This window comes from Pseudomonas sp. GW821-FHT07G06, assembly GCF_058986625.1.
The window spans coordinates 366,231-381,366 of sequence record NZ_JBYSVW010000004.1 but is presented as its reverse complement, the minus strand read 5'-3'; the positions used below and the strand labels follow the sequence as shown (position 1 = coordinate 381,366).

The 15,136-nt window shown below is 61.1% G+C and carries 13 protein-coding genes; 6 read left to right on the top strand and 7 right to left on the bottom strand.

All coding sequences use genetic code 11. The features are described 5' to 3' along the window. Positions 1-220 precede the first annotated feature (220 nt). The 3 genes from AC3WJW_RS10800 to AC3WJW_RS10790 all read left to right on the top strand — a co-directional run bounded on the left by AC3WJW_RS10800 (position 221) and on the right by AC3WJW_RS10790 (position 2,617). On the top strand, positions 221-1,711 hold the full coding sequence (locus tag AC3WJW_RS10800) for a leucyl aminopeptidase (protein ID WP_493726024.1): 1,491 nt from the start codon (positions 221-223) through the stop codon (positions 1,709-1,711). A gap of 61 nt (positions 1,712-1,772) precedes the next feature. Further along, positions 1,773-2,201: a DNA polymerase III subunit chi gene (locus tag AC3WJW_RS10795; RefSeq protein ID WP_493725973.1), complete on the top strand. Its 429-nt coding sequence runs from the start codon at positions 1,773-1,775 to the stop codon at positions 2,199-2,201. Between the two features lie 8 nt (positions 2,202-2,209). Further along, entirely contained in the window at positions 2,210-2,617 is a 408-nt protein-coding gene (locus tag AC3WJW_RS10790) for a DNA polymerase III subunit chi (protein WP_429391351.1), read from the top strand. A 92-nt stretch (positions 2,618-2,709) separates the two neighbouring features. Here AC3WJW_RS10790 and AC3WJW_RS10785 read toward each other — a convergent pair whose 3' ends face one another. Then, entirely contained in the window at positions 2,710-3,477 is a 768-nt protein-coding gene (locus tag AC3WJW_RS10785; RefSeq protein ID WP_493726023.1) for a sulfite exporter TauE/SafE family protein, read from the bottom strand. Between the two features lie 129 nt (positions 3,478-3,606). On the opposite strand from AC3WJW_RS10785, the gene xseA reads away from it, so the two are divergent. The 3 genes from xseA (at position 3,607) to leuA (ending at position 7,950) form a co-directional block, all read left to right on the top strand. After that, positions 3,607-4,986: an exodeoxyribonuclease VII large subunit gene (gene xseA / locus AC3WJW_RS10780; protein ID WP_008053235.1), complete on the top strand. Its 1,380-nt coding sequence runs from the start codon at positions 3,607-3,609 to the stop codon at positions 4,984-4,986. A 3-nt stretch (positions 4,987-4,989) separates the two neighbouring features. Further along, positions 4,990-5,811 (top strand): peptidoglycan DD-metalloendopeptidase family protein, encoded by an 822-nt coding sequence (locus AC3WJW_RS10775; RefSeq protein WP_126049495.1) that lies wholly within the window; start codon positions 4,990-4,992, stop codon positions 5,809-5,811. 459 nt (positions 5,812-6,270) lie between these two features. Continuing rightward, positions 6,271-7,950 (top strand): 2-isopropylmalate synthase, encoded by a 1,680-nt coding sequence (leuA, locus tag AC3WJW_RS10770; RefSeq protein WP_102699116.1) that lies wholly within the window; start codon positions 6,271-6,273, stop codon positions 7,948-7,950. A 184-nt stretch (positions 7,951-8,134) separates the two neighbouring features. Here leuA and AC3WJW_RS10765 read toward each other — a convergent pair whose 3' ends face one another. The 6 genes from AC3WJW_RS10765 to hisS form a co-directional block, all read right to left on the bottom strand. Continuing rightward, positions 8,135-8,926 carry an amidohydrolase gene (locus AC3WJW_RS10765; RefSeq protein ID WP_493725972.1) on the bottom strand — a complete coding sequence of 264 codons (792 nt, stop codon included), beginning with the start codon at positions 8,924-8,926 and terminating at the stop codon, positions 8,135-8,137. Next, positions 8,914-10,062, bottom strand: coding sequence for a pyridoxal phosphate-dependent aminotransferase (locus AC3WJW_RS10760; protein ID WP_493725971.1), 1,149 nt, complete (start codon positions 10,060-10,062; stop codon positions 8,914-8,916). The genes AC3WJW_RS10765 and AC3WJW_RS10760 overlap by 13 nt, the downstream gene beginning before the upstream one ends. A gap of 225 nt (positions 10,063-10,287) precedes the next feature. Continuing rightward, a complete protein-coding gene (gene der / locus AC3WJW_RS10755; protein WP_493725970.1) occupies positions 10,288-11,760 on the bottom strand; it encodes a ribosome biogenesis GTPase Der in 1,473 nt (490 codons plus the stop codon). A gap of 241 nt (positions 11,761-12,001) precedes the next feature. After that, on the bottom strand, positions 12,002-13,153 hold the full coding sequence (gene bamB, locus AC3WJW_RS10750) for an outer membrane protein assembly factor BamB (protein ID WP_493725969.1): 1,152 nt from the start codon (positions 13,151-13,153) through the stop codon (positions 12,002-12,004). Next, positions 13,146-13,787, bottom strand: coding sequence for a tetratricopeptide repeat protein (locus AC3WJW_RS10745; protein ID WP_102699120.1), 642 nt, complete (start codon positions 13,785-13,787; stop codon positions 13,146-13,148). Before AC3WJW_RS10745 ends, bamB begins: the two co-directional genes overlap by 8 nt. A 41-nt stretch (positions 13,788-13,828) precedes the next feature. Next, positions 13,829-15,118 carry a histidine--tRNA ligase gene (gene hisS / locus AC3WJW_RS10740; protein ID WP_007973994.1) on the bottom strand — a complete coding sequence of 430 codons (1,290 nt, stop codon included), beginning with the start codon at positions 15,116-15,118 and terminating at the stop codon, positions 13,829-13,831. Between the last annotated feature and the right edge of the window lie 18 nt (positions 15,119-15,136).

Sequence of the window (15,136 nt, the reverse complement as noted above, 5' to 3'; positions counted from 1 at the left end):
CCCCGCGGTGGTCTCGGGTTCATCGCGAGCAAGCTCGCTCCTACAACAGGGCCGTCAATTCCATGAAGATCGTACAACCGAGGGTTGTCAGCCGCCGGTAGCGAGGTTCAAACTGCGGCCTTTGTCGCCGGTCGATCCTGGCGCCTTTCTTTATATAAGCAATCGACGCACATAAGGTGTCGGGCGCATGCGTGATAACCATCAATTCAGGGACCCGGACATGGAACTGGTTGTAAAAAGCGTCAACCCCGAAACGTTGAAGACCGCCACTCTCGTGGTCTCCGTCGGCGAAGGCCGCAAGCTCGGCGCCGTTGCCAGACAACTCGACGAACTGAGCGGCGGCGCGATCAGCGCAGTGCTCAAGCGCGGCGACCTGGCCGGCAAGGTTGGCCAGAGCCTGTTGCTGCACAGCCTGCCGAACCTCAAGGCCGAGCGTGTGCTGCTGGTGGGCATTGGCAAGGACGACGAGCTGGGTGACCGCCCGTTCCGCAAAATCATCGCCGGCATCCTCAATACCCTGAAGGGCCTGGGCGGCAGCGACGCGGTACTGGCCCTCGACGAAGTCGTGGTCAAGGGTCGTGACAGCTATGGCAAGACCCGCCTGCTGGCCGAAACCCTGGTGGACGGCGAATACAGCTTCGAGCAGTTCAAGAGCCAGAAAGCCGATCCCCGCGCCCTGAAGAAAATCACCCTGCTGACCATCAAGGCCGCCCAGGCTGAAGTTCAGCGCGCCGTGGCCCACGCCACTGCCATCGCCAACGGCATGGCCTTCACCCGTAACCTGGGCAACCTGCCGCCGAACATCTGCCACCCGACTTTCCTCGGTGAGCAGGCAAAAGACCTGGGCAAGGAATTCAAGGATCTGAAAGTCGAAGTCCTCGACGAGAAGAAGATCAAGGCGCTGGGCATGGGTTCGTTCTACGCCGTAGGCCAGGGCAGCGCCCAGCCGCCACGCCTGATCGTCATGCAATACAACGGCGGCAAGAAATCCGAGAAGCCGTATGCGCTGGTCGGTAAAGGCATCACCTTCGACACCGGCGGCATCAGCCTCAAGCCAGGCGCCGGCATGGATGAAATGAAGTACGACATGGGCGGTGCCGCCAGCGTGTTCGGCACCCTGCGTGCCGTGCTGGAACTGAAGCTGCCGATCAACCTGGTGTGCATCCTGGCCTGTGCCGAGAACATGCCGAGCGGCAACGCTTCGCGCCCTGGCGACATTGTCACCACCATGAGCGGCCAGACCGTGGAAATCCTCAACACCGACGCCGAAGGCCGTCTGGTGCTGTGCGACGCCCTGACCTACTCCGAGCGCTTCAAGCCGCAAGCGGTCATCGACATCGCGACCCTGACCGGTGCCTGCGTGGTCGCCCTGGGTTCCCACACGTCGGGCCTGCTGGGCAACAACGACGAACTGATCGGCCAACTGCTGAGCGCCGGCAAGGCTGCCGACGACCGCGCCTGGCAACTGCCGCTGTTCGATGAGTATCAGGAACAGCTGGACAGCCCGTTCGCCGACATTGCCAACATTGGCGGCCCGAAAGCCGGCACCATCACCGCCGCCTGCTTCCTGTCGCGCTTCACCAAGAACCTGAACTGGGCGCACCTGGACATCGCCGGCACCGCCTGGACCAGCGGCGGCAAGGACAAGGGCGCCACTGGCCGTCCGGTTCCTTTGCTGACCCAATACCTGCTGGACCGCGCCAAAGCCTGAAACCAATGACCCTGGGGGGCATTGCTTTCGGGCAGTGCCCCCCCAGGGCTCAGGAACCGCAATGACCAAAGTCGACTTCTATATCCTGCCCAGCGCTGATCCTTCGGCACGCCTGGATTTCGCCTGCAAGCTCACCGAAAAAGCCTGGCGCATGGGTCACCGCGTCTACCTGCATTGCAGCGATGCCACCCAACGCAACGATCTCGACGCACGTCTCTGGACGTTCAAGGGTGAAAGCTTCGTACCCCACGGCCCCGCCGAAAACGAACCGGATGGCTTGATTGTCCTGGGTCTGGGTGACGATTGCGGTCAGCATCAGGACTTGCTGGTCAATCTCGACCTGAAAGTCCCGGCCTTCGCCCAGCGTTTCGCCCGCGTGGCGGAAGTGGTGGTGGAAGACCCGACGATTCGCCAGGCCGCGCGGGAGAGTTTCCGTTTCTACCGCGAACAGGGCTATCCTCTGCAAGATCACCGTTTACAGCGACTCTGAGCCTTCCAATGGACACTCCAAAACCGCTGCAACAGTCCGCGCACCTGCTGGACGACCTTGAGTCGATCCGCCAATTGCTCGGCGATGACAACCTGCAACCGCCCCTGCTGACCGACACGGTCGAGGAAGGCGATCAGGAACAGATTCCCATGTTGTTCGACGCAGTCAGCGAGCCTTCGCCGCCCGTCGAACCGACAGCCCCCGCCCCGATCGTAGAACCGGTCATCGCTGCTGCGCCGGCACCTGCCGTCAGCAAGAACCCGGATGACCTATTGCACCTGGACAGCGAACTGCGCGCCGCCGCGCAGTTGATCATGCAAGACGTGATCGACGATTTCGCCCCGCACATCGAGACCGAAATCAAACGCCGCCTCAGTGCGCGACTTGAGCGATTGTTGAGCCAGTACAACGATTGACCGCATACCGCTCCTTGTAGGAGCTGCCGCAGGCTGCGATCTTTTGCTTTTTCAAGATCAAAAGATCGCAGCCTTCGGCAGCTCCTACACAGTCAGGTACTCAGGTAACGCCCAATCAACGCAATCCCGCTGGCCAGCACCAGCCACGTCACCAGGCGCACGAAGGCCTCGCGAGACATCCGCATCGTCAGGCGCCGCCCGATCCACAACCCCAGCGCCATCGCCGGCAACAGACACACCGCCAGCACCAGCAACGGCAAATCGGCATACACCCCGGCAATAGCAAACAGACTCAAACGCACCACCGTGCTGCAACTGATCAGCGCACTCTGGGTCGCCCTTGCCGCCTCCTTCGGCAACCGACTGTTCAGATAGATCGCATACAGAAAGCCGCCGCTGCCAAACAACGCGCCAAACATCCCGCCCACCGTCCCCATCGGCAGAGCCCACACGGCAGACAACTGCGTCGGACGGGTTTTGACCCACAGGCTGTAGATCGCATAGACGCTGATAAACAGCCCCATCAACAGCAACAACAGATCGGACTTCAGGTTAAGCAGGAAGATCACCCCCAGCGTGCAGCCCACCGCCATGCAGGGCAACAGCCGCAACAGCTCCGGCCGGGCGACATCCCGCCGCGAAGGCAACAGGTTGCCGAATGCCGCGACAAAATCGAGCAACACCAGCAACGGCACGATCTTCGAGAGCGGCATGAACAGAATCAGAATCGGCCCGGCGATCAACGCCGTACCGAACCCGGCGATGCCGAACACAATGTAGGCCAGGGCGATACCTGTCCCGATCACCAGCCAATCCATGGCGCCGAAGGGCCATTGGTTTAACAACTCAATCACGTACACCATCCCTGTAGGAGCTGCCGAAGGCTGCGATCTTTTGATTTTGCTTTCCAAGATCAAAAGATCGCAGCCTTCGGCAGCTCCTACAAGGGGTCGTGCATTCGGTTGGAGAATGCCTTTATCATGCGCCCCATGATTAAAGATCCCTTTGCAAGACTCGGCCTGGACCGCGAAGTCCTGACCGTCAGCCAGCTCAACGGCCGCGCGCGAGTGTTGCTCGAAGACGTGTTCAGCAACATCTGGGTAGAAGGCGAAATCTCCAACCTCGCCCGCCCGGCGTCCGGCCACGTGTATTTCACCCTCAAGGACAGCGGCGCCCAGGTGCGTTGCGCGCTGTTCCGGCAGAACGCGGCACGGGTTCGCCAGGCCTTGAAGGACGGGCTGGCGGTCAAGGTGCGCGGCAAGGTCTCGTTGTTCGAGGGGCGCGGTGACTATCAACTGATCCTCGACACCGTGGAGCCGGCCGGCGATGGCGCCTTGCGCCTGGCCTTCGATGCACTCAAGGAAAAGCTCAGCGCCGAAGGCCTGTTCAGTGCCGAGCGCAAGGTCCCGCTACCGGCGCATCCGCAACGCATCGGCATCATCAGTTCGCCCACCGGCGCGGTGATCCGCGACATCATCAGTGTGTTCCGCCGTCGCGCACCGCAGGTGCAGTTGACGCTGATCCCCACCGCCGTCCAGGGCCGCGAAGCCACCGCACAGATTGTCCGCGCCCTGAAACTGGCGGATGCCCGCGGTTTCGATGCCCTGATCCTGGCCCGGGGCGGCGGTTCGCTGGAAGACCTCTGGTGTTTCAACGAAGAAGCCGTGGCCCGCGCCGTGGACGCTTGCGTGACACCGATTGTCAGCGCGGTCGGCCATGAAACCGACGTGTCGATCAGCGACTTCGTGGCCGATGTTCGCGCACCCACCCCTTCCGCTGCCGCCGAATTGCTGGCACCGGACTCCAGTGACCTGGTGCGTCGGGTCGAGAGCCTGCACCGCCGGTTGGTGATGCGCATGCGTGACCGTTTGATGCGCGACCGCCTGCGCCTGGAAGGTATCTCTCGCCGCCTGCGCCATCCCGGCGAGCGCCTGCGCCAGCAAGCGCAACGCCTGGATGACCTGGACATGCGTATGCGCCGCGCGTTCGAGCGTAGCCTCAACACCCGTCGCGAACGCTTGATCCGCCTGGAAACCCGTCTGGCCGCACAACATCCGGGCCGGCAACTGGCAATGTTGCGCCAGCGCCTCGACAGCCTGGCCGAACGCCTGCCGCGCGCCATCCGCGAAGGGCTGAAGAACCGCCGCCTGCAGTTGCACAGCCAGATGCAGACCCTGCATGTGGTCAGCCCGCTGGCGACCCTCGGCCGCGGCTACAGCATCTTGCTGGACGAGCGCGGCAATGCGATCCGCAACGCTGCGCAAACCCATACCGGCCAACGCCTGAAGGCCAAGCTGGGCGAAGGCGAACTGCAAGTGCGGGTCGAAGACAACCACCTGACGCCTGTCACCCTTTCTTTATTGGACTGATCCATGCCGCGTTTCCTGGCTCCATTGCTGTTGCTGCTCCTGACCTTCAACGCCCACGCCGACAGTTACATCACCCGCCTGTTGAACAAACCGGTGCCGGGCGGCGTGGCGGTGGTGGATCTGGGCCCGTCCGCCCAGGCGCCAAAAGCCAGTTATCAAGGCAAACCCGTGCTGGTCGTGAAGGAGCAGAACAACTGGCTGGCCATCGTCGGCGTGCCGCTGACGGTCAAGCCGGGAGCCCAATCGATCAGCAGCGGCGGCCGTCATCTGAATTTTACGGTTGGCAACAAGAAATACCCGGAACAGCGCATCACCCTGAAAAACACCCAGCAGGTCAATCCGGACCCGGAAAACCTCAAGCGCATCGAGCGTGAACTGGCCGAGCAGATTGCCGCTTACCGCACGTTCAGCCCCAATACGCCAAGCAACCTGCTGCTGGACAAACCGGTGAACGGTCCGCTGTCGAGCAAGTTTGGCGTGCGGCGCTTCTTCAACGGTGAGGAGCGTAATCCTCATTCGGGCCTGGATTTCGCGGTGGGCGCCGGCACACCGATCAAGACCCCGGCCGCGGGCAAGGTGATCCTGATCGGCAACTACTTCTTCAATGGCAATACGGTGTTCGTCGACCATGGCCAGGGCTTCATCAGCATGTTCTGCCATATGTCGAAAATCGACGTGAAAGTGGGGCAACAGCTGGCCCGGGGTGGTGTGGTTGGCAAGGTCGGGGCGACCGGCCGGGCGACAGGGCCGCATATGCACTGGAACGTCAGCCTGAACGATGCGCGGGTCGATCCGGCCATATTCATTGGTGCGTTTCAACCTTGATTATTGCGTAAGGCAGCTGACGCCATCGCGAGCAAGCTCGCTCCCACAGTGTCCGTGTTCACGCAGATCCAATGTGGGAGCGAGCTTGCTCGCGATGGCAATTTCACGGGCACCGAAAGTCGTCCAGCCCTGCCCCGCACCAATTGCGCACCGCCTGAACCTCGCGCAAAAAACAAGATCATCGCAACCATTTGAAGCAATAAAATCTCGATAAACACCAGCCCACGAGTATTCCTCTCAATTTTTTTCGACTGCTTGCCATCCTTCCCCCTCGCGGTTAGGGTTGAAGGCATGAAAACCTCTCACACCCTCATTCAGCTCCGCCAGCACAGCAGCCTGTGCCTTGTCAGTGCACGACTGCCGGGCTGAATCGTGGTGCCTCGTCCCAAGCGTCAGTCCAAGAACTTTTGATCCACCGGCAGGCCGCCTTTTTTCGGCCCACACAATAAGGATTTCCCGATGAGCATGCTCAAAGACCCGTCTTCGAAATACCGCGCGTTCCCGACCATCGACATTCCGGACCGCACCTGGCCATCGAAAACCATCACCGCCGCACCGATCTGGTGCAGTTCCGACCTGCGCGACGGCAACCAGTCGCTGATCGAGCCGATGGACGCGGTCAAGAAGCTGCGCTTCTGGAAAACCCTGGTGCAGGTTGGCGTGAAGGAAATCGAAGCGTCATTCCCGGCCGCCTCGCAAACCGACTTCGACTTCGTCCGTACCCTGATCGAAGGCAACCACATCCCGGACGACACCACCATCCAGGTGCTGACCCAGGGCCGTGAAGACCTGATCGAGCGCACCTTCGAATCCCTGCGTGGCGCGAAGAAAGCCATTGTTCACCTGTACAACGCGACCTCCCCTTCCTTCCGCCGCATTGTCTTCAACCAGGACAAGGACGGGGTCAAGGCCATCGCCGTGAACGCCGCCAAGCTGTTCGTCAAATACGCAGCCATGCAGCCGGACACCGAGTGGACCTTCGAATACTCGCCGGAGACCTTCAGCGCCACCGAACTGGAGTTCGCCAAGGAAGTCTGCGACGCGGTCATCGAGGTCTGGAACCCGACGCCCGAGCACAAGATGATCCTCAACCTGCCGGCCACCGTCGAATGCGCGACCCCGAACATCTATGCCGACCAGATCGAATGGTTTGGCCGTCACATCAACCGTCGTGACAGCGTGATCATCAGCCTGCACACCCACAACGACCGTGGCACCGGCGTTGCCGCCACCGAACTGGGCCTGATGGCCGGCGCCGACCGCGTCGAAGGCTGCCTGTTCGGCAACGGCGAGCGTACTGGCAACGTCGACCTGGTGACCGTGGCCCTGAACCTCTACACCCAGGGCGTGAACCCTGAGCTGGACTTCTCCGACATCGACGGTGTGCGCAAAGTCGTCGAAGAGTGCAACCAGATCCAGGTACACCCGCGTCACCCGTACGTCGGCGACCTGGTGCACACCGCGTTCTCCGGCTCGCACCAGGACGCGATCCGCAAGGGCTTCGCCCAGCAGAAATCCGATGCCTTGTGGGAAGTGCCGTACCTGCCGATCGACCCGGCTGACATCGGCCGCAGCTACGAGGCGGTCATCCGCGTCAACAGCCAGTCGGGCAAGGGTGGCATCGCCTACCTCCTGGAGCAGGAATACGGCATCAGCCTGCCACGTCGCATGCAGATCGAATTCAGCCAGGTCGTGCAGCGTGAAACCGACCGCCTGGGCCTTGAGATGACCGCCCAGCAAATCCACGCGCTGCTGCACAGCGAGTACTTGCAGGCCAACACCCCGTACGCGCTGGTCAGCCATCGCCTGCAGGAAGAAAATGGTCACAGCTCCGTCGAAGTGGAAGTGGCCAGCAAAGGCCAGGGTGAGACCAACCTGCACTGGCGCGGCAAGGGCAACGGTGCCCTGGAAGCGCTGGTGGCCGGGCTGCCGATCCCGGTGGAGATCATGGACTACAACGAGCACGCCATTGGCGCGGGCACCAATGCCAAGGCCGCGGCCTACATTGAACTGCGCGTGAACGGCGAACGTGCGGTGCACGGCGTCGGCATCGATGAAAACATCACCACCGCCAGCTTCAAGGCCCTGTTCAGCGCGCTGAACCGCTCGTTGAGCCAGCCGGAAGCGAAAGCGGCGTAAGACTTTGCTGCAATGCAAAAGGCCCCGGGGTTTGCACCTCGGGGCCTTTTGTTTGCCTGTCCGTTTTTATGTTGTTTGTCCCGGCCCCATCGCGAGCAAGCTCGCTCCCACATTGTCCGTGTTCACACTAACCACTGTGGGAGCGAGCTTGCTCGCGATGGGGCCCCGTCAGACAGAAAAGATTTCAGGTGAACTCGAAGGTATCGGCATCCAGATTCGCCGGAAACCGCGTGCGATAAGCTTGAAGGTCTGCGGCATTCAGAATGACCTGAAACACCCCATCCGCCTCGCCTGCGCTAAGCAACGTCTCACCCTGGAAATCCAGCACCTGGCTGTCACCGGTATAGGCAAAGCCCTTGCCATCTGAACCAATACGATTCACCGCCGCCACGTAGCACAGGTTCTCGATCGCCCGCGCCGGCAGCAAGCGGTTCCAGTGCTGGCGCCGCGCACCCGGCCAGTTCGCGGTGTACAGCAGCAGATCCGTGTCCTGAGCGTCACGACTCCACACCGGGAAGCGCAAGTCGTAGCAAATCAGCGGTCGCACGCGCCAGCCCTTTAACTCGAACTGCACCTGGCGCTCGCCAGGGGTGTAGTGGTTATGCTCACCGGCCATGCGGAACAGGTGGCGCTTGTCGTAATGCAACACCTCGCCATCCGGGCGTGCCCATAACAGGCGATTGCGATGACTGCCGTCGGCGGCCTGGATGATCACGCTGCCGGTAATCACGGCATCAAGTCTTGCCGCCTGAACCCGCAGCCACTTGCTGGTGGGGCCGTTTTCCGATTCCGCGAGGGTCTCGGACTCCATGGAAAACCCGGTGGTGAACATCTCCGGCAGAATGATCAGGTCAGCGCCGCGAGCCTGCTCCAGCAATGACTCGAAATGCTCCAGGTTGGCCTGACGGTCGTGCCAGGCCAGGGAGGTCTGGATCAGCGCCACGGTCAGGTTCGGCAATGCACTCAGATCACGCATAGTTTTTCCGCCGCTTCACGCAGGGTCTCCTCACGCTTGGCGAAGCACAGCCGCACCAGACGCTGCCCTTCAGGCGGTGTCTGGTAGAACACCGAGATCGGGATACTGGCCACACCATGCTCGCGAGTCATCCACAGGGCCATCTCGACATCATTGAGGTCCGGGCGGATCTGCGAGTAATCGACCAACTGGAAATAGGTGCCGGAAACCCGGGTGAAACTGAAACGCGACGGCACCAGCAGATCGCAGAACAGATCACGCTTGGCCTGATAGAAGTCCGGCAGCTCTTCGACGTGTTCCGGGTGTTCAGCCATGAAGTCGGCCAAGGCATATTGCAGCGGCGTCACACCACAGAAATTGACGTACTGGTGCACCTTGCGCAATTCCGCCGTCAGGGCCGGCGGCGCAACCACGTAGCCGGTTTTCCAGCCGGTGACGTGGTAGGTCTTGCCGAACGAGCTGACCACGAAAGCACGCTGATACAGCTCTTCATGGGCCAGCACGCTGACATGGGGCACACCGTCATACACCAGGTGTTCGTAGACTTCATCACTGATCACATAGATGTCGCGATCGCGGATCAAGGCGGCCAACTGATCGAGTTCGGCACGACTGATCAATGCGCCACTGGGATTGTGCGGGGAGTTGAGAATGATCATCCGCGTGCGCGGACTCAGTGCCTGGGCAAGCTTCTCGAAGTCGATACTGAAATCGTTCAAGCCCAGTTGTACGTGCACGCAACGACCGCCGGCCAGCTCTACCGAGGGCTCGTAGCTGTCGTATGCCGGATCAAACACGATGACTTCGTCGCCGCTGTGGATAACCGCCTGAATGGCACAGAAAATCGCTTCGGTCGCGCCAGGGGTGACCGTCACTTCAGTATCCGCATCCACCTGCGTGCCATAGCTGCGGGCGATCTTCACCGCAATCTGCTGACGCAACACCGGCAGCCCGGTCATCGGCGAATACTGGTTATGGCCACTGGCGATATGCCGGCCAACCGCATCGCACAGGGCCTGCGGGGCCGCGAAATCGGGAAAGCCCTGGGACAGATTGAGCGCGCCGGTCTGTGCCGCGAGCTGAGACATCTGCGTGAAGATGGTGATGCCGACATTCGGCAGCTTGCTGGTGATCATCGGTGGTTCCCTGCTCTACACCCGGCTCTACGGCGGCGCGGGGGAGTCCGAGGATAGCCCAAACGGCGCCCATAAAAAAAGGGCGCTCTGGTGAGCGCCCTCTTTCTGACCGGGCCTTGTAGGAGCTGCCGCAGGCTGCGATCTTTTGATCTTGTCTTTAAAGCAAAATCAAAAGATCGCAGCCTTCGGCAGCTCCTACAAAAGCGGTCGATAGGCCTTCAGGAATCAGCGCTTGTCGCGGCGCTTCTTGTCGGCTTTCTTGTGGTGCGACATCAAACGACGCTTCTTGTTGACCTGACGGTCGGTGAGCGTGTTCTTGTTGCCTTCGTACGGGTTCTCGCCGCCCTTGAACTCGATGCGGATCGGCGTACCGACCAGCTTCAGGACACGGCGGTAAGTGTTTTCCAGATAGCGCACGTAGGACTTCGGCACCTTCTCGATCTGGTTGCCGTGGATCACGATGATTGGCGGGTTTGCACCACCGAGGTGGGCATAACGCAGCTTGATCCGGCGGCTGTTGACCATCGGTGGCTGGTGCTCGCTGACCGCGTCTTCGAGGATCTGGGTCAGGCGGCTGGTCGGCCAACGGGTAACCGCGGACTTGAACGAGTTCTGTACCGACGCGTAGAGGTTGCCCACGCCGGTGCCGTGCAAGGCCGAGATGAAGTGGATATCGGCGTAGTCCACGAAGAACAGCCGACGTTGCAGCTCGACCTTCACGAAGTCGCGCTCGCTCGGCGTCATGCCGTCCCACTTGTTGATCGCGATGACCAGCGCACGACCCGATTCAATGGCGAAGCCCAGCAGGTTGAGGTCGTGATCGACCACGCCTTCGCGGGCGTCCATCACGAAGATCACCACGTTGGCGTCTTTGATCGCCTGCAGGGTTTTGACCACGGAGAACTTTTCGACTTCTTCGTGGATCTTGCCGCGCTTGCGCACACCGGCCGTGTCGATCAGCGTGTACTTCTCGTCGTTACGTTCGAACGGGATGTAGATACTGTCGCGGGTGGTGCCGGGTTGGTCGTAGACGATGACCCGGTCTTCACCGAGCATGCGGTTGACCAGGGTCGACTTGCCGACGTTCGGACGGCCGATGATCGCGATCTTGATCCCGTCTTTTTCGCTTGGGCCAGGAATGCGCTTGGCTTCCTCGCCTTCGGCGACGACCTCATCCTCTTCGCCTTCCTGCGGCTCATCTTCGTCACGCGGGAATTCACTCAGTGCCGCTTCCAGCAACTGGGTGATACCACGGCCGTGAGCACCGGCGATCGGGATCGCATGGCCCATGCCCAACGGGGCGAATTCGGCGCGGGCCATTTCCGGGTCGATGTTGTCGACCTTGTTGGCCACCACGTGGGAACGCTTGTTACGTTTGCGCAAATGCTCGGCGATCATCTGGTCGGCGGCGGTAAAACCGGCCTTGGCATCTACCAGGAACAGAACGACATCGGCTTCTTCGATGGCCAGCAGCGACTGCTCGGCCATCTTTTCGTCCATACCGTGTTCGTCACCGGAGATACCGCCGGTGTCGATCAGAATGTAGGAACGCCCTTGCCACTTGGCCTCACCGTACTGGCGATCACGGGTCAGACCGGACAAGTCGCCGACGATGGCGTCACGAGTCCTGGTCAGGCGGTTGAACAAGGTGGACTTGCCGACGTTCGGTCGGCCCACCAGGGCGATTACGGGAACCATGCGGCTCTCCACTTCGTTATTTCAGAAAATACAAAAGCCGCTGCGAGGCAGCGGCTGGTGCTCGGGGCAACACTGCGCGCTTGTCTGTGGGAGCGAGCCTGCTCGCGATAAACGCAAAGGCACCGCGTTCATTCAGGACGCAAACGTTATCGTTGACGTCCATCGCGAGCAGGCTCGCTCCCACATTCATACCCACAAGTGAAGCAGCCTGGGGTGGTTAACCCCAAGCATAGTCAAACCTTTACTTGATGGTCAGGGCTTCCAGTTTGCCGCTGTTGCCATACACATAAATCGTGTCACCCACCACCAGCGGACGGGCACGCAGGCCGTCGCTGTCGATGCGCTCGCGGCCGACGAATCGACCGTCCACCTGACTCAGCAGGTGCAGGTAACCTTCCAGGTCACCGACTGCAACGTAGCTGGAGAACACTTCCGGGGCCGACAGTTGACGGCGGGCCAGCGAATCGTTGCTCCACAGGGCTGTGGTGGAACGCTCGTCGACGCCTTCAACGGTACCCGAAGACAGGCTTACATAAACGGTGCCAAAGCCCTGGGCGACACCGGCGTAGCTGGAAGCATCACGCTGCCAGAGCTGACGGCCGCTTTGCAGGTCCAGAGCGGCAACGCGCCCCTGATAGCTGGCGACATACAGCGTCTCGCCCGACAGCAGCAAGCCACCGTCGATATCGACCACGCGCTCCAGTTCCGAACGACCTTGCGGGATCGCTACACGCTGTTCCCACACCGGTACGCCGTTGGAGATGTCCACGGCAACCACTTTACCGGTCGACAGGCCAGCCACCGCGAGGCGGTTGGTCACGATCGGCGCACTGGTGCCCCGCAGGGTCAGAACCGCAGGCGTGCTGTCATAGATCCAGCGACGATTACCGGTGGAGGCATCCAGGCCGATCAGGCGATCGTCCTGGGTCTGAACCACCACAACGTCACCGTTGTTGGCTGGCGGTGCAAGCACTTCGCTGGACACGCGAGCGCGCCACTTTTCTTCACCGTTGATCGCGTCCAGAGCAACGATTTCACCCTTGATCGTACCGATCGTGACCAGACCGTAACCAACGCCGACAGCGCCGGAAACAGGCAGCTCGAGATCTTTCTTCCATTTGACGTCGCCCGTGCGGCGATCCATCGCCATCAACACGCCAGTGACGTCGGCGGCATAGATGGTATCGCCATCGATGGCCGGAACCAGCATGTTGTAGGTTTCGCCCTGACCGTCACCGATCGAACGACTCCACTGCTTTTGCAGAACCACTTCTTCCTTGAAGTCGACCAGTTCGGCCGGAGGCAGTTCTTTTTTGCTGTTGCTGCTGCAACCCGCGGCCAAAATGGCCAGGGCCAGCAATGCTGCATGTTTCCAACGAATCACGTCACGCATCCCCTTTGGCCAGGTCGTCCAGCTTGATTTGCAGGCCACCGACCGCCGCTTCATCCGACAGTGCCGCCTTGGCTTTTTGATACGCCGCGCTCGCCTCGTCGGTACGCCCCAACTGCACCAGCAGGTCGCCCTTGAGTTCTTCGCGAGTGGCCAGGAATGCCTTGTCGGCATCGCCTTCGAGCAGCTTCAGGGCTTCGTCGGCCTTGTTCTGCGCGCCGAGTACCTGGGCCAGACGCTGACGGGCAATTTCACCCAGCGCCGGGTTGGCCGGTTTGGCGACAATGGCTTTGAGCTCGGTGGCCGCGTCGTCCAGCTTGCCGCTGTCGACCGCTACCTTGGCCACGAACAGGCTGCCGTACTGCGCGTAGGCGCTGCCGCCGTACTCGCTGTTGAGCTTGCCGGCCAGGTCCGAAACACGGGCCGCATCAGGCTTGCCGTCAGGCGTCAGCGTGGTTTCGAGCAATTGCTGATAGAGAATCGAGGCGCCTTGCGACTGATTGCTCTGATACTTGTGGAACGCCTGCCAGCCGAACACGATGACCAGCGCCAACAGGCCGCCAGTGACCAGGGGCTTACCGTTGCGTGACCACCATTCCTTCAGTTCCATCAAATGTTCGTCTTCGGTACTCGACACCCCAATACTCCTTAATCGCTAATTCGGCTGTTTAGACAGCTTCAACCCTGCACGACGCAGGTGGCCAGGTGCGCTGCAAGCGCATCCCAGGCAATGCTTTGTTGTTCGCCCTGGCCACGCAGGGGTTTGAAACCTACCACTTGCTGGGCCATTTCGTCGTCACCGAGGATCAGCGCGTACAGCGCACCGCTCTTGTCGGCCTTCTTGAACTGGCTTTTGAAACTGCCGGCGCCGGCATTCACTTGCAGGCGCAGGTTGGGCAACTGGTCACGAACGCGCTCCGCCAGGGTCAGCCCGGCGAGCTCGGCGGCTTCACCGAAGGCGCAGAGGTAGACGTCAACCTGCCGGGAGATCTCTTCCGGGATCTGCTCCAGGGTTTCCAGCAACAGCACCAGGCGCTCGATGCCCATGGCAAAACCAACGCCGGCGGTCGGCTTGCCGCCCATCTGCTCTACCAGGCCGTCGTAACGACCACCGGCACACACGGTGCCCTGGGCGCCGAGTTTATCGGTGACCCATTCGAAAACGGTTTTGCTGTAGTAATCCAGCCCGCGAACCAGCTTCGGGTTGATCACGTAAGGAATGCCGGCGGCATCCAGGCGAGCCTTGAGGCCCTCGAAGTGCACGCGGGATTCTTCGTCGAGGTAGTCGGCCATCTTCGGCGCATCGACCAATACCGCCTGGGTGTCGGCGTTCTTGGTATCAAGAACCCGCAGCGGGTTGGTTTTCAGGCGACGCTGGCTGTCTTCGTCGAGCTTGTCCATGTGCGCCGAGAGGTATTCGACCAGCGCTTCGCGATAACGGCCGCGGGATTCGCTGGTACCCAGGCTGTTGAGCTCGAGCTTTACCGCATCGCGGATGCCCAGCTCGCCCCACAGGCGCCAGGTCAGCACGATCAGTTCGGCGTCGATGTCCGGACCGTCGAGGTTGAACACTTCGACACCGATCTGGTGGAACTGACGATAACGGCCTTTCTGCGGACGCTCGTGGCGGAACATCGGGCCGATGTACCAGAGTTTCTGAACCTGGCCACCGCCGGTGATGCCGTGCTCCAGCACCGCGCGCACGCAGGCCGCTGTGCCTTCAGGGCGCAGGGTCAGGGAGTCGCCGTTGCGATCGTCGAAGGTGTACATCTCTTTTTCGACGATGTCGGTCACTTCACCGATGGAGCGCTTGAACAGCTCGGTGAACTCGACGATCGGCATGCGGATCTGCTTGTAACCGTAGTTATCCAGCAGGCGCGAAACCGTGCCTTCGAAATGACGCCACAGGGGGGTCTGTTCGGGCAGGATGTCGTTCATGCCACGAATGGCTTGCAATGACTTGCTCACTTTAAATCCTTAAATTCG

Bases quoted from the DNA above. Each gene is read 5' to 3' on its own strand.
- bamB (WP_493725969.1), bottom strand. From the start codon at position 13,153: ATGCGTGACGTGATTCGTTGGAAACATGCAGCATTGCTGGCCCTGGCC.
- AC3WJW_RS10800 (WP_493726024.1), top strand. From the start codon at position 221: ATGGAACTGGTTGTAAAAAGCGTCAACCCCGAAACGTTGAAGACCGCC.
- AC3WJW_RS10790 (WP_429391351.1), top strand. From the start codon at position 2,210: ATGGACACTCCAAAACCGCTGCAACAGTCCGCGCACCTGCTGGACGAC.
- AC3WJW_RS10795 (WP_493725973.1), top strand. From the start codon at position 1,773: ATGACCAAAGTCGACTTCTATATCCTGCCCAGCGCTGATCCTTCGGCA.
- AC3WJW_RS10760 (WP_493725971.1), bottom strand. From the start codon at position 10,062: ATGATCACCAGCAAGCTGCCGAATGTCGGCATCACCATCTTCACGCAG.
- AC3WJW_RS10775 (WP_126049495.1), top strand. From the start codon at position 4,990: ATGCCGCGTTTCCTGGCTCCATTGCTGTTGCTGCTCCTGACCTTCAAC.
- leuA (WP_102699116.1), top strand. From the start codon at position 6,271: ATGAGCATGCTCAAAGACCCGTCTTCGAAATACCGCGCGTTCCCGACC.
- xseA (WP_008053235.1), top strand. From the start codon at position 3,607: ATGATTAAAGATCCCTTTGCAAGACTCGGCCTGGACCGCGAAGTCCTG.
- AC3WJW_RS10765 (WP_493725972.1), bottom strand. From the start codon at position 8,926: ATGCGTGATCTGAGTGCATTGCCGAACCTGACCGTGGCGCTGATCCAG.
- der (WP_493725970.1), bottom strand. From the start codon at position 11,760: ATGGTTCCCGTAATCGCCCTGGTGGGCCGACCGAACGTCGGCAAGTCC.